27 protein-coding genes are annotated in these 21,203 nt (G+C 48.0%); 1 reads left to right on the forward strand and 26 read right to left on the reverse strand.

Going from position 1 to position 21,203, the window contains the following annotated elements; all coding sequences use genetic code 11:
- Positions 1–134: 134 nt before the first annotated feature.
- From ndk to PO771_RS12660, 11 genes are all read right to left on the reverse strand, one after another.
- Complete coding sequence (gene ndk, locus PO771_RS12610; RefSeq protein WP_272560041.1) at positions 135–584, reverse strand: nucleoside-diphosphate kinase; 450 nt, start codon at positions 582–584, stop codon at positions 135–137.
- A gap of 103 nt (positions 585–687) precedes the next feature.
- Positions 688–1,644: a heptaprenyl diphosphate synthase component II gene (gene hepT, locus PO771_RS12615; protein WP_272560042.1), complete on the reverse strand. Its 957-nt coding sequence runs from the start codon at positions 1,642–1,644 to the stop codon at positions 688–690.
- 39 nt (positions 1,645–1,683) lie between these two features.
- A complete protein-coding gene (locus PO771_RS12620; protein ID WP_272560043.1) occupies positions 1,684–2,535 on the reverse strand; it encodes a menaquinone biosynthetic enzyme MqnA/MqnD family protein in 852 nt (283 codons plus the stop codon).
- A gap of 5 nt (positions 2,536–2,540) precedes the next feature.
- On the reverse strand, positions 2,541–3,131 hold the full coding sequence (locus tag PO771_RS12625; protein ID WP_272560046.1) for a UbiX family flavin prenyltransferase: 591 nt from the start codon (positions 3,129–3,131) through the stop codon (positions 2,541–2,543).
- On the reverse strand, positions 3,128–3,964 hold the full coding sequence (locus PO771_RS12630) for a UbiA-like polyprenyltransferase (RefSeq protein WP_422665006.1): 837 nt from the start codon (positions 3,962–3,964) through the stop codon (positions 3,128–3,130). The genes PO771_RS12625 and PO771_RS12630 overlap by 4 nt, the downstream gene beginning before the upstream one ends.
- Before the next feature lie 23 nt (positions 3,965–3,987).
- The gene (locus tag PO771_RS12635; RefSeq protein ID WP_272560047.1) at positions 3,988–4,722 is read right to left on the reverse strand and encodes a demethylmenaquinone methyltransferase; all 735 of its coding nucleotides are present in this window, start codon (positions 4,720–4,722) and stop codon (positions 3,988–3,990) included.
- A 2-nt stretch (positions 4,723–4,724) separates the two neighbouring features.
- A complete protein-coding gene (locus PO771_RS12640; RefSeq protein ID WP_272560048.1) occupies positions 4,725–5,534 on the reverse strand; it encodes a heptaprenyl diphosphate synthase component 1 in 810 nt (269 codons plus the stop codon).
- Positions 5,535–5,707: 173 nt separating this feature from the next.
- Entirely contained in the window at positions 5,708–5,938 is a 231-nt protein-coding gene (mtrB, locus tag PO771_RS12645; protein WP_272560049.1) for a trp RNA-binding attenuation protein MtrB, read from the reverse strand.
- 316 nt (positions 5,939–6,254) lie between these two features.
- A complete protein-coding gene (locus tag PO771_RS12650; protein ID WP_096466599.1) occupies positions 6,255–6,527 on the reverse strand; it encodes an HU family DNA-binding protein in 273 nt (90 codons plus the stop codon).
- Between the two features lie 237 nt (positions 6,528–6,764).
- Positions 6,765–8,243: a stage IV sporulation protein A gene (gene spoIVA / locus PO771_RS12655; protein ID WP_272560050.1), complete on the reverse strand. Its 1,479-nt coding sequence runs from the start codon at positions 8,241–8,243 to the stop codon at positions 6,765–6,767.
- A gap of 199 nt (positions 8,244–8,442) precedes the next feature.
- Positions 8,443–8,805: a 2Fe-2S iron-sulfur cluster-binding protein gene (locus PO771_RS12660; RefSeq protein WP_272560052.1), complete on the reverse strand. Its 363-nt coding sequence runs from the start codon at positions 8,803–8,805 to the stop codon at positions 8,443–8,445.
- A gap of 124 nt (positions 8,806–8,929) precedes the next feature.
- On the opposite strand from PO771_RS12660, the gene PO771_RS12665 reads away from it, so the two are divergent.
- Positions 8,930–9,445, forward strand: a complete 516-nt coding sequence (locus tag PO771_RS12665) for a hypothetical protein (protein ID WP_272560054.1) — start codon at positions 8,930–8,932, stop codon at positions 9,443–9,445.
- 161 nt (positions 9,446–9,606) lie between these two features.
- Here PO771_RS12665 and PO771_RS12670 read toward each other — a convergent pair whose 3' ends face one another.
- From PO771_RS12670 to PO771_RS12740, 15 genes are all read right to left on the reverse strand, one after another.
- Positions 9,607–9,873: a stage VI sporulation protein F gene (locus PO771_RS12670; protein WP_272560055.1), complete on the reverse strand. Its 267-nt coding sequence runs from the start codon at positions 9,871–9,873 to the stop codon at positions 9,607–9,609.
- An 81-nt stretch (positions 9,874–9,954) separates the two neighbouring features.
- The gene (locus PO771_RS12675) at positions 9,955–10,992 is read right to left on the reverse strand and encodes an NAD(P)H-dependent glycerol-3-phosphate dehydrogenase (RefSeq protein WP_272560056.1); all 1,038 of its coding nucleotides are present in this window, start codon (positions 10,990–10,992) and stop codon (positions 9,955–9,957) included.
- Complete coding sequence (gene plsY / locus PO771_RS12680; protein WP_272560058.1) at positions 10,982–11,596, reverse strand: glycerol-3-phosphate 1-O-acyltransferase PlsY; 615 nt, start codon at positions 11,594–11,596, stop codon at positions 10,982–10,984. Before plsY ends, PO771_RS12675 begins: the two co-directional genes overlap by 11 nt.
- A 16-nt stretch (positions 11,597–11,612) precedes the next feature.
- Entirely contained in the window at positions 11,613–12,932 is a 1,320-nt protein-coding gene (gene der / locus PO771_RS12685; protein WP_272560059.1) for a ribosome biogenesis GTPase Der, read from the reverse strand.
- 72 nt (positions 12,933–13,004) lie between these two features.
- The gene (locus PO771_RS12690) at positions 13,005–13,199 is read right to left on the reverse strand and encodes a capping complex subunit for YIEGIA (RefSeq protein ID WP_272560061.1); all 195 of its coding nucleotides are present in this window, start codon (positions 13,197–13,199) and stop codon (positions 13,005–13,007) included.
- Between the two features lie 3 nt (positions 13,200–13,202).
- The gene (locus tag PO771_RS12695) at positions 13,203–14,111 is read right to left on the reverse strand and encodes a YIEGIA family protein (RefSeq protein WP_272560062.1); all 909 of its coding nucleotides are present in this window, start codon (positions 14,109–14,111) and stop codon (positions 13,203–13,205) included.
- Positions 14,108–14,743: a YphA family membrane protein gene (locus tag PO771_RS12700; protein ID WP_272560063.1), complete on the reverse strand. Its 636-nt coding sequence runs from the start codon at positions 14,741–14,743 to the stop codon at positions 14,108–14,110. The genes PO771_RS12695 and PO771_RS12700 overlap by 4 nt, the downstream gene beginning before the upstream one ends.
- A 458-nt stretch (positions 14,744–15,201) precedes the next feature.
- Positions 15,202–16,368 carry a 30S ribosomal protein S1 gene (rpsA, locus tag PO771_RS12705; RefSeq protein ID WP_272560064.1) on the reverse strand — a complete coding sequence of 389 codons (1,167 nt, stop codon included), beginning with the start codon at positions 16,366–16,368 and terminating at the stop codon, positions 15,202–15,204.
- Positions 16,369–16,557: 189 nt separating this feature from the next.
- Positions 16,558–17,166: a lysophospholipid acyltransferase family protein gene (locus tag PO771_RS12710; protein WP_272560065.1), complete on the reverse strand. Its 609-nt coding sequence runs from the start codon at positions 17,164–17,166 to the stop codon at positions 16,558–16,560.
- Complete coding sequence (gene cmk, locus PO771_RS12715; RefSeq protein ID WP_272560066.1) at positions 17,166–17,843, reverse strand: (d)CMP kinase; 678 nt, start codon at positions 17,841–17,843, stop codon at positions 17,166–17,168. Before cmk ends, PO771_RS12710 begins: the two co-directional genes overlap by 1 nt.
- Before the next feature lie 153 nt (positions 17,844–17,996).
- Positions 17,997–18,188, reverse strand: coding sequence for a hypothetical protein (locus PO771_RS12720; RefSeq protein WP_272560067.1), 192 nt, complete (start codon positions 18,186–18,188; stop codon positions 17,997–17,999).
- Between the two features lie 60 nt (positions 18,189–18,248).
- Positions 18,249–19,598, reverse strand: coding sequence for a germination protein YpeB (gene ypeB, locus PO771_RS12725; RefSeq protein ID WP_272560068.1), 1,350 nt, complete (start codon positions 19,596–19,598; stop codon positions 18,249–18,251).
- A gap of 96 nt (positions 19,599–19,694) precedes the next feature.
- Entirely contained in the window at positions 19,695–19,859 is a 165-nt protein-coding gene (locus PO771_RS12730) for a hypothetical protein (protein ID WP_272560070.1), read from the reverse strand.
- Positions 19,856–20,554 carry a glutamic-type intramembrane protease PrsW gene (gene prsW, locus PO771_RS12735; RefSeq protein ID WP_272560071.1) on the reverse strand — a complete coding sequence of 233 codons (699 nt, stop codon included), beginning with the start codon at positions 20,552–20,554 and terminating at the stop codon, positions 19,856–19,858. The genes PO771_RS12730 and prsW overlap by 4 nt, the downstream gene beginning before the upstream one ends.
- Positions 20,555–20,702: 148 nt before the next feature.
- The gene (locus PO771_RS12740) at positions 20,703–21,191 is read right to left on the reverse strand and encodes a hypothetical protein (RefSeq protein WP_272560072.1); all 489 of its coding nucleotides are present in this window, start codon (positions 21,189–21,191) and stop codon (positions 20,703–20,705) included.
- Positions 21,192–21,203 lie beyond the last annotated feature (12 nt).

Raw genomic sequence — 21,203 nt, forward strand, 5'->3', positions numbered from 1 at the left:
CCCCTTATCCTGTTTCACTTGCTGGTTTTCATTTCTCTCCCAATCTATATTCATTCGGCAACTCCGGCTTTTTTCCTGCTGTTTACCTATTAAAAAAAGCTCCCATGACGGGAGCTTTTTCTACAAACAGATAACTAGATCCATTTGTTCATTGTTTTTTCATATTCATGCTGCTCTGCTTGAGTGAACCAGAGGCCGATTTCGCGCTCTGCTGTTTCTGGTGCATCAGAACCGTGAATGATGTTCATGCCCATGCTGATACCGAAATCACCACGGATTGTGCCTGGTGCTGCTTCCGCTGGATTTGTTTTACCCATCATGTTACGAGCTGTCGAGATTACATTCTCGCCTTCCCATACCATTGCAAATACCGCGCCAGATGTGATGAAATCAACGAGTTCACCAAAGAACGGCTTTTCTTTATGCTCTGCATAATGCTCTTCTGCCAGTTCGCGTGGCACGTTCATCAGTTTTGCACCAATCAGGTGAAAACCTTTACGCTCAAATCGATTCATAATTTCGCCGATCAGATTGCGTTGAACCGCATCCGGTTTTGCCATAATAAATGTACGTTGCTTTGCCATATATACCTAACCTCCAATTGTTTTGTGAATCCATGAATTATGTATCATGCACATATGCACGCATCGAAAATTGTAGCAAAAGTCCAGGCACTTTGCAAGTTTGTCAAAATTTACGCTCGCCAATAAAGCGAGCAATCTTGCTCAGCGAGTCGCGATCACGCCCAGCCGGAAGCCCGTCAAGCGCAGCCAGTGCCCGATCAAGGTAACGCTCGGCCAGACGCTGTGTAAACGCAAGCCCTTCCCCGTTGCGGACAAGTTCAATCACCCGCTCGATCTGAGTCGGATCTTCTGCCATACGACGGAACTCATCCGCCTGCTTACTTTGCTTATGCATATACAGTGCCGGAAGTGTAATGTTTCCCTGCCGCAGGTCGCTTCCTGCCGGTTTGCCAAGCGTTTTCTCATCGCCGGTAAAATCGAGAATGTCATCTCTAATTTGGAACGCCATCCCGACATTATAGCCATATAAATACAGACTACGTACAGCTGAATCTGGTGCACCCGTAGCAATCGCTCCAAGCTGGCAGCTCACTGCAATAAGCAGGGCTGTCTTACGGCGGATGCGGCGCAAATAATGCCGCAACCCTTGATCCCAATTATTAAAATCCCGAATCTGCTCAATTTCCCCGATGCTCATCTCCACAATCGCCCGCGACAAAATGCGGTGAATGCGCGGGTCAGTCAACTCAGCTGCAATCATAAGCGCCCGGGCAAAAATATAGTCCCCGGTATACATTGCAATCTTGTTGTCCCATTTTGCTTTTACGGTTGGCTTGCCACGGCGCAATTCTGCGTCATCAATGACATCATCATGCACAAGAGACGCCATATGAATGAGTTCAAGCGGCACCGCCACATATTTTAACCGTTCAATGTCATACGTACCAAACTTCCCACCAAGAAGTACAAAGACAGGGCGGATACGCTTCCCCCCTGCTTTGAGCAAATGACTGGCTGTCTTTTGCAATACAGGCTCAGCTGTATCAATTGCACGGTCCAGCTCACGTTCGATTTTGTTCATATCCGCCCGAAACGGAAAAAATATATCTGCTAGTTTCATTACGCTCCACCCATACCCGTACTGTATTGCCTATGCGCACTACACAGCCGACTGGGCCGAATTCGGGTCCCATACTTCTACTTTCGCAGGCTCTGCTAGCAGACCGAGGTTAGCTGCACACGCATAGTAATATTCCAGACCTTTTTTATGTTCTGTCGTAAAATCATAAGACAAATGCCCGGCATAATACTTCTTCCAAAATGACTCCGTTCCACCGAACTCCTCTTTCACCTGACGAATTACTTCGTCTAGTTCGGCCAGTCCTTGTTTCTTACTGCGCAAAAATTCATGATGCACACGGCTGAGAAGTGCCGATTGCTTTTGGACTGCTTCCCGGCGTACCGCCCATACCGCATATGTCATCCACATACCTGTATGGCGATACCACATCTCACCTAAGTCATACATATAATACCTCGAATTATTCCACGATGCCAGCAGTGCATCATCTCCGATCAGAAGCGCTCCATCTGCTTGACTCATCATCACGTCCAGATTGGACGGCATCGTCGTATACATCGGATGTATGCCTTCAAATGTCTGCAAAATAATCCGCAGTAAATTCACCGACGTTGCCGACATATCGGTCAAAGCAATATGCGGTTCAGACAACTCGGCGAGCGGTCGCTTCGTGAACAGAAAGATCGAGCCGACCGGACCGTGTGAACTAATCGATAAATCGGGCAATACATCATACGCTTTATAATTACGGCCATATTCAAAGGACGAAACAGGTCCCGCATCAATCGTTCCCTCTGCCATGCCTTTATTTAGCTGCGCTGGCACCTGCGGGATGAGCTCCACCTGATTGTCGAATTCATCGAGCCGAAAGAAATGATAAATCGGGCGAATGTTTGTAAATGAAATCTTGCTAATTTTCATCCCTGTCATGAAGCTCACTCTCCCCAGCGGCGAAATAAGTCATGCGGCACGTCTAATGTGTCCAAGATTTTGCCAACCATGAAGTTGACGAGATCATCCATTGTCTGAGGCCTGTGATAATATCCCGGCATCGCCGGTACGATGCGTGCTCCTGCTTGCGCTAGCTTCGTCATGTTCTCAAGCTGAATCACATTAAGCGGTGTTTCACGCGGCACAATGACAAGCTTTTTGCCTTCTTTAAGCATAACGTCAGCTGTACGCTCCAGCAAGTTTCCTGATGCACCGTGTGCAATGCCAGACAGCGTGCCCATCGAACACGGCACAATGACCATCGCATCGCTTCGGTATGAACCACTTGCCACCGGTGCAGTAAAATCCCGTAATGTATGATAATGCAGTTCGCCCACTTCTGTTGGAAACTGCTCCGCAATCACACGTGCCCGGTCTGTCGTATCCAGGCCAAGTTCCTCATGAAACACTTGCCAGCCGGCTTCTGTCACGATGAGATGCACTTTATAATCATGACGCAAAAGCTCCTGTGTCAGCCGGACACCGTAAATCGCACCGCTTGCCCCTGTAATGCCAACAACAAAAATCTTCCTCATCTCATCACCAAATCAAGCATCGTAAACGCAAACACAACTACGCTTAGCACCCCATTCATCGTAAAGAACGCTGTGTTCAATTTTGATAGGTCATGCGGAGAAACAAGACGATGCTCATAAATAAGAATAAGTGCAGCAATCACAAGTCCGAGTGCAAACCATACATGCAGCCCGGTGATAAAATAAAGGGCTACAAAACCAATCATCGTAAGAATATGAAATAGACGTGCTAACTTGAGGGCACTGGCAATTCCGAAGTAACTCGGAATGGAATACAGTCCACGTTCACGGTCAAACTCTGCATCTTGACATGCATAAATCACATCAAAGCCGGCTGTCCACAATGCAACGGATACAAATAGGAGAATCCCCATCCAATCCACCCGACCTGTTGTCGCAACCCAACCGCCCAGCGGCGCAAGTCCGATCGCAATGCCCAATACGATATGACATAGCCATGTAAATCGTTTGGTATACGAATAAAACACAAGGAAAAAGACCGCAATCGGCAGCAATTTTACCGCCAGCATGTTCAGCTGGGAAGCCGCTACAAACAGCAGCACAAACGATGCAATAACAAAGAGAACCACTTCTTTTTTCTGTAACAATCCTGCCGGAATTGCACGCATGGCAGTACGCGGGTTCTCGCCGTCAAACTTGTAATCAATTAAACGGTTCAGTGCCATCGCTGCGCTCCGCGCACCAACCATCGCCATAATCACCCAAAAAATCTGCGCCCATGTCGGCCACATTCCGTTCACAACAAAGCTTCCGAGCACCGCTCCCATGAACGCGAACGGAAGCGCAAACAGCGTATGTTCAAACTTGATCATCTCAAGAATGATTCGCAGCTTATTCACGATTCACTCACCTGCTTCTTATGCCCAATATGAAGTGCCGATACGCCACCCACGAACAGCTTCGTCTCTACATTCACAAGCCCAACTTCACGGAATGCATCAGCAAGCTTACGACTGTCAGGAAAATTCGTCAGCGAATTCGGCAGCCAATTATATTCTTCATACTTATTTACTGTCATGCGGGCAATAAGCGGGAGAATATTATAAAAATAAAAATAAAACAGCTTCCGATATGGAGCAAATGGTGGTTTACTAACCTCAAGCGAGACAACTTGTCCACCCGGTTTCACAACCCGCATCATTTCACGGATAACTTGCTTGTAATCCGGCACATTGCGCAGGGCAAAGCCGATGGTGGCATAATCAAACGTATTGTCTGGATATGGAATGTTCATCGCATCTCCATTGACAAGCGTGATCTGGTCTAACTGTTTGGTTTTTATTTTTTGCGCACCAACATCAAGCATGTTCTGGCTAAAATCAAGCCCCACTACTTCTCCTGTCGGTCCGACCGCTTCCGCCAGACTAATCGTCCAATCGCATGTACCACAGCACAAATCGATGGCCTTTTCTCCCTTTGATACACCCATGCGCTTGTTTGTATACTCACGCCAGGCAACGTGCCGTCCAAAACTGATTACGGAATTCATCCGATCGTATTCTTTCGCAATTGATTCAAATACGGAATGAACATACTCCGCCTTTTTGTCCCCCTGTAAGTTCTCTTGCATGACTACCTCTCCTCTGCCCTTGCTTTCTGGCTGTCCAATTCAGTGGCACATCCGTCAATCAACAGCTTTAGTTCTGTACGTACTACATCATCGCTAAGCTGGGAGGCAAACTTACGGCTCTGATGCAATGCTTTGTGAAGCTCAGCTACGAGCTGCTGATGTGCTCCATGCACACCTACTTCCGCGTTCAGGCGAGCTACATACGGTCCAACTTCTTCATCCGTCGCTTGCTTCCGATACTCTCTAAGCAACTCTTCTGCTCGGAGTAACTGGTTGACAAGCCCCTTCCACGTCTCTTTCTGCTTGCTCCATGTCTCTACAAATGAAAGAATAAGCGCCGACTCCATTTTTACTTTGCCGTCTAAATACAGCTCCGCCGCTCCCCCTTTCAGACCATACAGGCGGATCTTCCACTCATTGATCTCCTGAATGCTGCGAGCAAGCTGCGCTACTGTACGCACGTCATCGATTTGAGCCAGCAAATCATAATACCGACTGCTAAAGTAATCTCCTGCAAGAATCGTCAACTGCCGATTCCGAATGCCTGACATCGTACGCTGACGCGCAAGCGTTACCGTCTCATGGCTGTCAAGACCAAGCTGAACGAGCGCTGTTGTCGCCACGTAACGAGCTACCTGTTCTTTCGGCGCGCCGCCTTCGTGTAGCACCAGTTGCAGAAGCCGGATACGAAGATGGGATACAGGCGGGTTTTCGATATAGGTATACAGGAACTGATTCGCTGTATTTCTAGCAATTAGCTCCATGATTGCTTCGGTTTCTCCCTGAAAACCACTTTGTAAAAGATTCATCATCACACGTCCCCCAAACAAACATTCCGCACTCGCTGAAAACATACCTATAAAGTATACCATATCAGCATGTAGACTACACTATTCTTATTATATATTTGTTGTAATACTCTTGTACAGTAAGCCGGTGGAATAACAAAAAACAAGCAGGATAGTCTGCTTGTTCTCCAAAAAGTTTACTCATCAACTAGCGTGTTCATTTCTCCATTGCGAGTTTGAATAACCGCTTTGCCGCGCACTTTGATCGCGGATGTATGTTCTGTAAACTGCGCAATCATCACTTCACCCTTATCGAGCTTCTCGGAATGATGAAAACGAGTGGACTCTCCACGAGTCAAGCCGATCACATTTACTCCATTCTCTAGCGCCTTAATGACGATAAACTCACTGTTTGCTGGTGCGCTCATCTACGCTCCCCCTTTACTGGTTTCGATTACTATGCATGTTTACTATTGCGTAAAAAGGAAACGCTGTCAATCATTTATCGATAGATCCGGAAGAGAATGTATATAAGCGAGAGAATGAGAACAACCCCAGTGAGGATTGACATATAAAATATTTTGGTATTGTTCTTAAATTTTATTTTACTCATCGATTCGTTCACCTCATCCTTAACATGCATCAAAGTAAACGATTTTACTCATTAAAAAGAGCCGTACGAATAATCGCACGGCTCCCCTCACATGCCAGATGATTTGTGTGCATCCGACGGTATGTAGGCCACTATTGAATGTCTTCTTTCAGTGCCTTGCCTGGCTTGAACGCTGGAATCTTGCTTGCTGCAATCTCGATCTCTTCGCCAGTTTGCGGATTACGACCTTTGCGAGCAGCACGCTCACGTACTTCGAAGTTACCGAAGCCGATCAGTTGTACCTTATCTCCACTTTTCAGCGCCTCTGTAATAGCGTCGAAAACAGCTTCCACCGCTTTCGTCGCGTCTTTTTTTGTCAGTTCCGCCACTTCGGATACACGGGTGATTAACTCAGTCTTATTCATGTTCTTCACCTCCTCCCACAGAAGCAGTTTGCTATTCGTTGTGTACGATTTGTAGTATAAATATACGCGAATCCTACAATTTGAAAGGTTAACAAGCTAATAGTAATATAGAAAAGCCAGCAATTCAAGGGGATTGAGCCATATAACGGCATACTTTCTTCATCTGTACAGGAAAAAGGCTTCTTCCTGAGGGGAGAGAAGCCGGTGTTTCCTGGTCATATCTATCTGTTTGTACAGCTACAGAATGATTGCGATAAGTCCACCCGACCCCTCGTTGATGATGCGACCGAGCGTTTCCTGTAGCTTGTAGCGTGCATTGTCTGGCATCATCGCCAGCTTCGCAGAAATACCTTCGTTCACAATCGAATTCAGCGAGCGGCCAAAAATATCGGAGTTCCAGATGCTAAGTGGATTTTCTTCAAAATCCTGCATGAGATAGCGCACAAGCTCCTCGCTCTGCTTCTCGGTGCCGATAATTGGCGCGAATTCTGACTCGACATCGACACGGATCATATGAATGGATGGGGCAGTCGCTTTTAAGCGAACACCGAAGCGAGAGCCGTGGCGGATAATCTCTGGCTCATCAAGCTTCATCTCTTCAAGTGACGGCGGAGCGATGCCATATCCGGTCTGACGAACCATCGTGAGCGCACCCGAGATTTTATCGTATTCTTTCTTCGCATAGCTGAATTCCTGCATGAGCTGCAGCAGATGATCCTTGCCGCGAATTTCCACTCCAACAATTTCCATCAAAATCTGATCGTACAGCTCATCGTGTGCATACAGGTCGATTTCTGCCACACCCTGGCCCATATTCATATCCGCGAGTGCGGCACGCTCGATAAATTCATACTCTCCAAAATAGCCCACTACCCGATCTACATCACGCAGGCGACGAATATCCTTAACCGTATCGCGCACAGCTTCCTCGAAGTTTTTGCGCAGCCAGTGATCTTCGGAAAGTACCATTACCCACGATGGCAGGTTCACGTTAACTTCGTGCACCGGGAATTCAAACAGCACTTCACGCAGAACGGATAGCCCTTCCCGCTCATCTAGCGCATCAACGCTCATTGCAAGCACCGGAACGTCATACTTCTCTTCAAGTGCGGCACGCAGCATCGCGGTATCTGCACTGGTCGGATAAATCGAGTTAATAACAACAACGAACGGTTTGCCCACTTCTTTTAATTCGTTAATAACCCGCTCTTCTGCTTCTGCATAATCCGAACGGGGAATTTCGGCAATCGAGCCATCAGACGTAACCACAACGCCTAATGTAGAGTGTTCTTGAATGACTTTACGCGTGCCGATCTCAGCCGCTTCCTCGAACGGAACCGGTTCTTCATACCATGGTGTAGTGACCATGCGTGGACCATTCTCATCTTCATACCCGCGCGCACCCGGTACAGCGTACCCGACGCAGTCCACAAGCCGTACATTGATGGTTAACCCGTCCGTTACATTGATTTCAACAGCGCTGTTTGGGACGAACTTAGGCTCGGTTGTCATAATCGTCCGGCCAGCAGCACTTTGCGGCAGTTCATCAATCGCACGTAACCGCTCCGCTTCATAAGGAATATTCGGGATGACGATTGATTCCATAAACCGCTTAATAAAAGTCGATTTACCTGTACGTACCGGACCAACTACCCCGATGTAGATATCGCCGCCTGTACGCTCTGCAATGTCTTTAAAAATGTCTACACGTTCCACCTGTACACCCTCCTCGCGTTTGGTTCCCTGCTTCTTGTACAATAAGGACACTACTCATCTTATGAGGGCGGCGGGGAAAATAGACCGCACCCGAGGCTGCCAAGCAAAAAAGCGAGTACCCACTGCGGGCCTCGCTTCCTTTCTTGCCCCGCCCTGTCCTACTTTTTACAACCATATGCAGCGGGGTGTACCAAATATGTCAGTTGTTTTGTGTTTTATCTTGCTCTGTTCTTCTTTCTCGCTGTTCAGCAAGCTGTGCCTGTACAACCGCTGCCAGTTTGCTCTGCGGCAAAGAGATGCGGGTCGATCCTTGAACTTTTGTTTGGCAGGCCAGACGGACACCTTGTGCAAGCTCAGCGCTACTAATCAGGCGCTTCTCGGCTTCACACGGCAGTGAAACTACACTCTCCTTATCAACTCGTACCTTACACATCGTACAAGAACCGTTCCCACGACAGCGCTGCGTAATCGCTACTCGCGCCCGGGACGCCGCACGCAAAACAGTTTCACCCTGCCGTACTTCCACACTACGATTAGATGGAACGAATGTAATTTGGGCCATGATTGATCATCTCCATACTGACTCTATCAGTCATCCCCATTATAGCACAAAAGTAGGTGGGCTGAACCTTCACCAAGACAAACGCATAGGATGATGATGACTACATGACAAAGGAGGCGCAATCATGCTCAGCCAGAAGCGGAAAAATCCGCGCGCACAAGGACCGGCAGGGCGGCGCAAACCAAAACGAAAACCCGCAGCAGCCCAAACACCTAAGGAGCCAAAAGCGACCGAACTTGTGTCTACTGAAACCCCTGAACCATCCCGTACTACACCGTCTGCACTCATGAAAAACTTACCTGATCTTCTGCCAAAGTCTCCAGATGAAATGCGTTTATCTATTAATAATGTCCGCGAATGGTCAAGCCAAATGCGAAGTACGATGCTGCAGGTAGAGCAAACATTAGGCACACTGCACGGGCTCGTCGGCATGTATGAACGCTGGAACTCCGGCAACGAAGCACGACAGGCAGCGCAAATCGCCAGCGGCCAACCCGTGGATCGAAGCCCGCTCTCGTTCGTTCGCTCGCTTCGCAATGTAGACTTCAGCCAAATTCTTTCCTTGCTAAACTCCCCACTCGTGCAAGCACTACTAGAACTTGACGATCTAACGTCAGAAGAGGAAACATCCTCGTCATAATTGATTGATACGTAAAAAGGGGAAATGCTCACAAGCATTCCCCCTCTTTATGTTTCTGTATCCGCAGACCGGTTATGAGAGCCCTGTTTTGCGAATCATGCTATACTGTATGCGCACCTTTTCCCGCCTGTAACAGCTTCTTATGCCTAAATTACGCGCGCTTACAGCTTACCTTTGAGAAGGCCCGTCAATGTCTTCATATCACCGCTTTGAATGTTATGATTTCGAATGTAGCGTACAATACTGTCTTCCTTCTCTTGCGACATTCTGACGTTTGCAATCACCGCAAGTTGACGCAACAGTTGACGAACCTTTTGATCATCAGCCAGATCACTTTTCTTTATGCCACTTGCCAGACTCTCCAGCTTTGATGTGTCCACGTTTTTCCCCTGAAGTTTCTCCAGGAATTTTTTCGGAATTTTTGTCATGCTTATTCCTCCTTCCACTGTACATCCACAGTGTATGAGGAGGGCGGGCAAAAAGTGCAGTCTGACTGGACACTATCTACATCATTGACTTTCGAAATAGCGAAGCGCCATATCTTCCGTTTCGTGGCGGCGCACCCGACCCATTAAATGATTAACCGCTTCACGCGGCTCCTTCCCTTCAAACAGCAGCGCGTGCAGCTCCCGGGTAATCGGCATATCAATCCCGCACTTTTTCGCAAGCTCATTAACCGCTCTCGTCGTCTTAATGCCTTCGACGACCATTCCCATCTGTTCTACAATTTCATCCGGCGTCATGCCCTGTGCGAGCATATTGCCCGCACGCCAGTTGCGGCTGTGACGACTTGTGGCAGTTACCACGAGATCACCAACACCCGCTAGGCCGGAGAATGTCAGAGGATTGGCTCCAAGCTTCACGCCAAGGCGCGTAATTTCTGCCAGGCCGCGTGTTAACAGGGCGGCTTTTGCATTGTCACCGAACTGCAGGCCATCGCTTACCCCTGCTCCGAGTGCAATAATATTTTTAAGCGCCCCGCCTATTTCTACTCCGATTACATCTGGGTTGGTATAAACACGGAATCGGTTCGTCATAAGTGCATCCTGTACGATTTGCGCCACCTTTCGATCTTCCGCAGCTGCAACAACAGTTGTCGGGGCTTTCACTCCAACTTCTTCGGCATGGCTTGGGCCAGATAGCACCGCGATGCGAGAGCGAAAGCTCGCAGGAAGCTCTTCGGCAATCACTTCACTCATCCGTTTCAAAGTGTCAAGCTCCATCCCTTTCGTTGCATGCACCACGACCGCATCAGGGTGAAGGTGTGGCGCTAACGCCCGTACAGTTTCCCGCATCGCATGAGAAGGCACGACAAGCAGCACAAACACACACCCAGCCACCGCTTCTTCTAGCGATGAATATGCCGTAATCGCATCAGCAAGCTGAATGTCTGGCAAATATTTCTCATTCGTTCTCGTTTGATTGATCGCGTCAGCAAGTTCGGCGCGGCGAGCCCAGAGAGAAACATCGCTATAGTTTTCTGCCAGTACGGTTGAAAGCGCGGTTCCAAAACTCCCGGCTCCGATGACAGCAGCCCTATTTTCCATCGCGTTTCCCCTCCTGCTTCTTCTGACCAAGCTTGCGTTCTGTTCCCTTTATCAGACGACGGATGTTTTCCACATGGCGAATAAACCCAAGCAAACCGACAAACGCGGCTCCTGCGATATAGACGCCCGGCTCATGATATATGTACATCAAAAACGGTACAAGCACAAAGAATACAAGCGACCCAAGCGATACATAACGAGTCAATGCAATGACTACAATCGTAATTCCGACCCCAATGAGTGCCGGAATTGGCGTAAGCGCAAGTAGCGTCCCGATCGTTGTCGCGACGCCCTTGCCTCCTTTGAATCCGAAAAATACCGGCCAGTTATGCCCGAGGACAGCGGCAACTGCTGCGCCGACAATTGCCCACTCTGGTACACCAAGCAGACGGGCAATCGTAATCGCAATTGCGCCTTTCGCTGCATCAAGCAAAAGAACAGTAATTCCCGGCCCTTTGCCGAGCATACGGAGTGTATTCGTCGCTCCAGCATTGCCGCTGCCGTGTTCCCGAATATCAATTCCAGCAATCAGCTTCGCAATCACAATGCTGAAGCTAATGGAACCGAGCAAATACGACAGCAGAATGACAACTGCTCCCCCCATATGGTTCTACTCTCCTCTACTCTGTTGATTTATTACGGACGAGAATCCGTATTGGCGTTCCTTCCATTGGGAACGCTTCTCTTATTTTATTCTCTAGATAGCGCTGATAGGAGAAGTGCATAAGTTCGGTATCATTCACAAACAACACGAACGTTGGCGGCTTCACTGCAACCTGGGTTGCATAGTTAATGCGCAGACGACGCCCTTTATCTGTTGGTGGTGGCGTTACCGTTGTCGCTTCATGAATAAGATCATTCAGAATTGGTGTTGCAATTCGCAACGAATGCTGCTCAGCTACTTGCGATACTTTTGGCAGAATGGTCTGCACACGCTGTTTCGTTTTAGCAGATACGAACACGATTGGAGCATACGATAAGTATTTGAATTCACCACGAATGTCCGCAATGAATTTATTCATTGTTTTATCGTCTTTTTCAACAGCATCCCATTTATTCACTACAATGATGACGCCACGGCCTGCTTCATGCGCATAGCCTGCAACTTTCTTATCTTGCTCGATGATGCCTTCTTCCGCATCAATGAGCACAAGCACAACGTCAGAGCGTTCCATCGCACGCAGCGCACGCATTACGCTGTATTTCTCCGTAGATTCGTACACCTTACCACGCTTACGCATACCGGCCGTATCAATGAGGACGTAATCCTGACCTTCAAATGTAAACGGCGTATCGATTGCATCTCGCGTTGTACCTGCGATGTTACTCACAATTACACGCTCTTCTCCGAGAAGTGCATTAACAAGCGATGATTTCCCTACGTTCGGACGACCAATAAGGGATACCCGGATTACATCCTCCCCATACTCGTCTTCCTGATATTCCGGGAAGTGTTTGATTACTTCATCGAGCATATCGCCAATACCGGTGGCATGTGCACCCGATACTGCCTGCGGATCTCCAAAACCGAGCGAATAAAACTCATATACATCGTTTAGACGCTGAATGTTGTCAATTTTGTTCACCGCAAGTACAACTGGTTTCTTAGAGCGGAACAGCATCCGGGCTACTTCCTGATCCTGATCCGTAATCCCCGTTGTTCCATCTACTACCAAAATAATGACATCCGCTTCATCAATTGCCAGTTCGGCTTGATAGCGGATGTGCTCAAGCAAAATGTCATGATCGTCAAAATCAATTCCACCTGTATCAATCAAGTGGAACTCTTTGCCGAGCCACTCAGCACGGCTGTACAGGCGGTCACGTGTAACGCCTGGTGTATCTTCCACAATCGCAAGCCTCTCGCCTACAATGCGGTTAAACAGCGTTGACTTGCCTACATTCGGGCGGCCAACGATGGCAACTACTGGATTTGACATAACGTATATAACCCTCTTTTCTGCAATATCTCTCCTATCATAAAATGAATCCTACTGGAAACACAAGCTTCATTATGAATGTTTCACAATAATAAGCGTATCTGGACGAAGCTGGTGGGCCACACCATCGATAATTTTTTCGAGCGTAAATGCAATCTGCTGCACCTCCTTTTGGGACCCGGCATAGAAGATAGGAGCCCCTCCACCAACCGCTTGCCGATCTGAAGTAATGACAGCGAGTATGTAACTTTCGATTGACTGTGACATCGTTTATTCTCCTCCCGTCCGCTCCTGATTGACACTTGCTTTACGCGGTCGCCGAATCGCACTGTCAAGCACGGGTACACGTCGCGCTGTCTCGGCTACTTTGCTCGTATCTTTTTCTTCCGGCAACAAAAACACGCCAAGTCGTCCGGATTTCATGTCGCGCTTTGCCAGCGGCACGAGCGCTGGTTCACCAGAATCACGATACACGCCGAGAATCGACGATATATCATGCAGCATCGCCTGACGCTGTCCCAGATTGGCAATGGTGAGCAGAGCACCTGCATCTTTCGGTGTCACCATCAGACCAATCCCATGCTCGCTGATTACTGCCCGATCCGATTCTAGACCAACATTCATAATATAAACGTCATCCACATATAAATTTGGCCCGTCCAGGCGCAACTGCGACACTTGCACATCTGCAATATCGCCAAGCACTTTGCCGGACATAAGCCAGCTATTCACGAAAAACATCAGCACTCCGCCAATCACCACCCACCAGACGGATGTTTTAATCGCCAGAAAAGTTACCACAACCGATGTGAAAATCACAAGATAATTCCGCCCTTCAAACACCTGGGCAATCCCCTCAATATACGCGACCCCGCGCGGCACAAGCTCCATGCTGTCAAGCTGTTGCAGCATGTTGCGCTCCATATTCCGCACATCGCGAAACTGCTGGGCAGCAAGCCCAAGAAACGTGATGGCCGTCCAGTCCGCCTGCAAAATGGATGGAATGGCAACCGCCCCAATCATGGCAGCAATAAAGCCGAGAGCGACATGAATGATGCGCCCGTGCGGATACGTCGGATACTGTCGATAATCGGTACGCAGCATGTACAACCGTGCCAGCACACCGAACAACACACCGGCAGCAACCGGAACGGCATATTGTGTATACGAATGCGTCATTGCCCCCTCCCTTTTCGCAGCCCGAACAGCCGCCGCACTGTTCCGATTCCGATGTCTACACACGCCGCCATTACGCACTGACCGCTTAACGAAACAATAAGAGCTAGCACGAGCCCATCACGAAATGCCAGACTACCGATTACGCTTTGCCTGTTCAATTGATACGTGTAGCCCGCAAATAAGATATCCATGATGCAAAACGCCAGTCCAACAATCGCCAACCCATGTGCCACATCGCGGCTCATCATAAGCGCAAGCAGCAGGGCAACGCTTGCCAGCAGGTAGTTTTCTCCTACAATCTGTAATACCGGATCAAGTCGCAACATATATCGCAGCAGAAACAGCGTTACTCCTGCCAGCAGTGCCGCCGTCAAAATATAGCGGCGTACATCCTTTTCCTCCCGCGCCCATACATACGTAAACATTCCAAGCGGCAACAAAAATGAACCCATATATAGCCCGATGCCATATGCATGTACCTCGATATTTCCAGTCAGCAGCACAACCAATAGCAAAAACAAAAAGACACGTGGTCGAATTCCGATGCGCTGACTCAACCCATCCAGCATTCCCATCCAGCCTACGATCCATATAAGAAGCAAGCAGCAGAATGAAAGGTACCCTGCATTCATCATTAATCCCTCCTCTGTCAGGTTTCCTACTATGTAGTATGACCAAAACAGAGAGAAGACAAGCGTAGAGGGCTTTTGTGTAATCCGAAAGCGTGGTGGGGGGAATGGGAGACGGGAGGAGCCGTTCGCTTGGTTACGCTTGCAGGGAAGCTATGACTGTCCGCTCCAGGAGCCCGGCGAACGTGCCCGCAAAGAAAAGCCAATGATGCTTATTCACCGAAGGATTGCGGGCAAAGGCTCGTTCGCCAGTCTCCCTCCGCTGGGGAATCGCGTAAAGGCGCTCTCTTACTCCTCCCGTCTCCCACTCCCCGCAACGTTTTTGATTTACAAAAACCCGCTCAACGTTAGGTTTGGGTCAAGCACAAAAAAGAGACTGCCCTACGCTACTCTATCATAGCTTTGGAACAGTCCCTCTATCCGATGAACTCAATACGAATTCGCCGGTTTTCATATATCAATTAAGATTTAAATTTTTTGAGCAGGTCACCGAATTGGTCACCAAGTGTTACACCCATGCCTGCATTTTCTTCTGCTTGATACTGGGCTACAACTTTCTTTGTATCTTGTTTTTGTTTCTCTTCTTGCACTTCGCGAATGCTTAAGCTCATGCGCTCTTCATCTGGATTGATATCCAGAACTTTTACATTCACTTCTTCGCCCTCTTTCAGTACTTCATCTGGCGTACCAATGTGACGATTCGCAATTTGAGAAATGTGTACAAGGCCTTCTACGCCCGGTGCTACTTCAACGAATGCACCAAAGCTTACGAGGCGCTTCACTGTTCCTTTTATAACAGCGCCAATTTTGAAACTCTGCGCAGCTTGTTCCCACGGACCTGCCTGCGCCGCTTTTATGCTAAGGCTGATGCGCTCATTTTCCTTGTCAATCTTGAGGATTTTTACTGTTACTTTATCCCCTTCTTTGAGAACATCGGACGGTTTATCCACATGGCTCCAAGCGATTTCCGAGATGTGTACAAGACCATCAACCCCGCCAACATCCACAAATGCGCCAAAGTCTGTCAGACGCTGCACTGTTCCTTCGATTACAGAACCTGCCTGCAAATTCTCAAGCACTTGACCTTTTTGTTTGTTTACTTCTTCTTCAAGCACAGCACGGTGTGAGAGAATAACCTTGTTCTTCTCCTTGTCGAGCTCAATGACTTTCACAGACAACGTTTTGTCTTTGTAATCTGCGAAATCTTCTACAAAATGACGCTCAACATGGGAAGCTGGAACAAAACCGCGTACGCCGAGGTCTACTACAAGGCCGCCTTTTACGATATCTGCGATTGTTACCTCAAACACTTCGCCTGCTTCATGCTTACGTTGAAGCTCATCCCATGCCTGCACCGCATCAACAGCTCGTTTGGACACGATCATCTCATCTTTTTCTGCATCAAGACGGATGACTTTAACCTGGATTTCTTGGCCCTCGGACAGAACATCAGCTACTTTATCAATATGCAGGCTGGATACTTCACTAATCGGAAGAATGCCTTCATATTTATAGCCTACATCAATCAAAGCTTGCTTCTCGTCCACTTTGGAAACAGTGCCGGTCAGCACTTGATCTACTGCTACTTCAAGCTGAGCATTCAATTCGTTTTGATTTTCCTCTACCATAGACCATACCTCCTTGAAATAAAAGCCATTCAAACAATAAATGCCAGCGCATTTATAGTAAAACAGCAACATATTTATCTTAGCTTACCAGAGATTGGAGAGCTGGCGCTAGTGCCAAACATGCTATTCTCTCCGAACTCTGGAAAGTGAGACGACTTTACATAAGACAGCCATCCTTCTGTAAGACACCTATGCATTCCTATGTATATCCAGAAGAGATTGGATTTCCCGCTGAATGATGGTGGCCGCATGATGCATACGCTCCGTATTATTCTCACCAGCAGTTTCAGCTGCTAAGTCGAACGGTTTGCCATAAATGATCGTAATAGGCCGAAATAAGCGATATGCGCCAATGATCGCGACGGGCACCACGCGTGCACCTGATTTCAGTGCAATCATGGCAGCACCTGGCTGTACTTCCCGCATCGTGCCATCCGCCTGCAGATTACGCGTTCCTTCCGGAAAAATTCCTACCGCATGCCCTTCCTGCAGAAGTTCAAGCGCCTTGCGAATTGCCTGGCGATCCCCTGCGCCACGCTTGACCGGGAAAGCTCCACATTCTCGGGCCAGCTTGCCGGCAATCGGCACATGGAACAATTCTTCCTTCGCCATAAAAAACACCTGGCGCTCAAGGCCTGAGCCAAGCGTAATCGGGTCCCAGTTGCTGATGTGGTTGCAGCAAAGCACAAGCGGACCGCTATCCGGAACATTCTCCTGACCAAGCACCCGGAAGCGATAGCCACCAGCAAGAAGTATCCTAGCGACGCGACGCCAGAACGTATACACCCTGCCTGCCATTACGCTCGCTCTCCGACCTGCTCTTCGTACAAAGCGACGATACTCTCCACAACCTGATCAATCCCAAGACCCGTTGTATCAAGCAAAATCGCATCTTTCGCCTGCTTAAGCGGTGCGATCTCACGCTCACTATCCTTGCGATCACGCTCAGCAATATCGGCCATCAGCTGTTCACGATCAGCCGGTATCCCACGCTGCTCGAGTTCGCGCAGACGGCGCTCCGCTCGCTCTTCAATTGACGCCGTTAAGAAAATCTTAACCTCAGCATCCGGTAGTACATGGGTCCCAATATCACGCCCATCCATTACAACACTTCGGGAACGAGCCATCTCCCGCTGCAGCTCCGTCATCTTCTCTCGTACAGCTGGATGAGCGGCTACGGTAGATACATGCCCTGTCACATCCGGTGTGCGAATCGGGTCCGTGACATCTTCTTCATTCACATACACCCGCTGTCCGTCTGCTGTAACGTCGAGTACAAGCTTCATCTGATCTAAGAGAGCCCGCAGTGTTTGCTCATCTGTCAGCGAGCATGATGTACGAAGTGCCATATACGTGAGCGCACGATACATCGCTCCCGTGTCAATATAAAGCATGCCGAGCTGTTCCGCAACACGGCGTGCTACGGTACTTTTGCCGGCCCCAGCCGGTCCGTCAATTGCAATCTTCACATTCATCCCACCATATTTATCCTTTTCCTGCTTCTCGCATCTGGAAATAAAGAAAATAAGCAGGGTGTGCCTGCTTTTCTTCTTCGTTTCCCTCTAAATCTGCACATAGCAGACCGCAGGCAATCCCATCATTGAATTACCTAAATAGTAACATAGGGACTAGGGGGATGCAACGCCTTCCAACCGCACCGTTTCGACAAACGACTGGCGAAACGAGTCAAATGTAAGCAAAAATTGACTCCCTATTACAAGGGCGATTCCTACGAGAATTACCAGAATAAACCCCTTCTCTACCCGACCTGCCAGACGGACAAAACGTTTCTCATAGGAAGACTGGTTCATTCGTGTCATAACGTATCCCTCCTGCTCCCATCTTACCCGCTCTTTCCACTCTGTATTCCGTAACTACTCCTAGTGCATACCTGCTTTAATCTTTTCTACCTTTACTTCCTGACCCGTTTGCGTATCAATATAGATCCGATACGTTTCTTGTCCAATGGAACCATAAAACTCATACGCATATACCTCTTTCCCACGCTCATCTTCAATGATCGCTTTGTGGACCTCTTTTACAATAAACGCAGGATTCAGCCTCTTACGCGCCTGTGCTTCGCTAACCTTGGCCTTTGGAATGGTGCGTACCCGATGGTTTAACAGATAGCTCTCACCTTGAAAGCCCGTTGTCGTTCCATTATCGAGCGCAATTTTAACCGTAACGGTATCTGGATATAAGCGCACATCCCCCTGCTTGCATACGTATGTGAATGCAGCCACTCCTTTATAATCGTCATAGGACATAGCTTCCATATTCGTATACCCCCGACGCTTCAAGTACTCGTCTGCCCGGCGTTGTGCATCCCCCATACTAATCTTATGCTTGCCAATGTCTCGCTCATCGAGCACCCAGATTACATGGCCGCCTTTTTTCGAAATATCAACAAACACAGGTGTCTTCTGATCTTTTCGTTCAATGCGTACACTGTACGATTCATATTCCCTTGTTTTACCGTTATCCGTCACTGTTACTTGTTTAATCGCAGTCGCTGGTAGCTCAACAAATGCGAGCGCTTTTTTCTTTGCTTCATCTGCACTTACCACTTGACCTTTCATGGACTGGATTTTCAACTTACGACCGGCATTCAAGCTACCAATTCCTGAACCAAATTCTACATCCTTATACCCTTCTACACTTTTATCGAGTACTTTAAGACCATCGACAATCGTGTTATCTTGCGGATTATGCTCACTTGCAAGCGCCGTCTCGACATCCATCCAGCGCAGCTGCTTCGTCATAATCGTACTTTGCACTTTTTGCAAGTCGCCGTGAATATCCTTTGAATGGGCGTACAGCTTGCCAAGGGTATCATATTCTTGCTTTGACAGCGGCTCGCGATCTAGATCGCGCACCGCGGTCTGATAGCTAAAATCCGCTACATTCGCCAGGAACTTCTCCGTGTGGTTAAACGGCATAAGCGTAAGAGGAAGCTGAGACACATCATTCTGAGCCGAATACGCCAACCGCCACACATTTGTCAGGCTTGGTGTTAACTGCTGCCGCGAGTTAACTGCCATTGTCTTGCCAAGCTCATCCTGCAATCGATCCATATGATAGTTTAAATTATGAAAAGCTCGCTGGTACTGGTTCTCTGCCTTAATTAAAACCGAATTTTTTTCTTTGTTCTCTTGATACCCCCACATTCCAGCCCCAATCACGCCAACAGCCAGCACAGGGAACAATACACCTGCAATTCGTCCATACATGTGCAGCACTCCTCCATCATCCAGTATTACCCGTAGTTTGAGGAAAGAAGTTGCTAATTATACAAAAAAGCGAAGGGCTATATGAACACCCTTCGCTTACATCAATTCTGATACCGTATCAAACTGATCACGATTGCTGCAAATGCACTGCTTAAACCCGGTTTCTATACATCCAAACTTGTTCAGTGAACCACGAAGTATATACCGTTCCCCACACTCCGAACAGCGGATCGTAACTTTATATCGTTCTGCCTCGTTCATATTTTCTCAGCCTCCTCCTCGTAGTGTGCCCCGAACGCGGCCGCCATAGACCTGTTCAGCGCAACGCGACTGAGATTGAGCGCCAGAAGCCAGAGCACCAGCATGAACGGAGCCATCAACCACGGCCAAATCGGCTGCTGCATGAGAAGAATACGGTCATACGTACCATGTAATATAACCGGAATCGCCAGACTAATGACAAGATACAAGCGGCGCCGGGTGCGGCTAGCACTGAATTTGGCTTTGCCAAAATAATAGCCCATCAACACTCCGAACAGACCATGCCCGGATACCGGAAGCAACGCGCGATAGAACGCCGCCGTCGCTCCACCATGTTCGCGCAGATAGAAAAAGTTCTCCAGCGTAGCAAAACCAAGCGAGACCGCAACTGCATACACGATTCCATCATACGGCTCGTCAAATTCAACATGCTGATACACCGTATAATAAATGATAAACCACTTAAAAAACTCTTCAAGAAATCCAGATAGCACGTACGACTGGGCGAAGGCTCCTAACTGCAATTCTTCCTGAATCCCAAATTGTACAACCATCACTGGAAATACGAGCAAAAGCCCGATGATAAACATTCGTACCACCATATGTAGTGGCTCAATTTCATACTTATCTTTTAAATAAAAATAACTGAGTATGGCAATACCAGGGGCAACAGCAGCTCCCATGGTGGCTAACATAGCATTCGACTCCCTTGGGTTATTTATTGTACTCCTCATCGTAACACGGAATGTGCATGATGGAAATACAATTGCTGGAGGTATTTATGCAAAACAAAAAACCTAACCATAAAATAAGTTAGGTTCCATAACCAAATCCAGCTGCCTTTCACTTCTGCTGGAACGTTACATTATGCTTTTTGGCCAGCGCTTCTATCTCCGTTTGCCACTGTCTAATTCCTTTACGTCCTTCTGCCAATTTATCATTAGCTTGCGCGAGTAACCCCACATCCTGTTTTTCCAGTGCATCCGACATTTGCAAAAAAGCACTGTACTGCTTATTGGCTGCTTGAATATAAATTTCATGTGCTGCCTGCAGCTCTTTGGTTGCGGGTTTGATCGCTTCAAGTTTTTCAATGAAATCCCGATACTTCGGTATTACAGAATCCTGCAGTTTGTTGTATGTGATTTCATCATTTTTAAAATTGTTTCCGGTTACGCTTTCATAATCTCTTATAGCATCTGTTTCTACTTTCGCAAGTTCAGGGAGCTTGTTATTAATGTAATCCTGCAGGTCTTTTGATACTTCACTTTGCCCACACCCTACAAGAAATAACACAAGTAAAAAACCGATTAACATTATCGACCTTTTAACCATGACCACACCCCT

The organism is Aneurinibacillus uraniidurans (assembly GCF_028471905.1).
Taxonomy (GTDB): Bacteria; Bacillota; Bacilli; order Aneurinibacillales; family Aneurinibacillaceae; genus Aneurinibacillus; species Aneurinibacillus uraniidurans.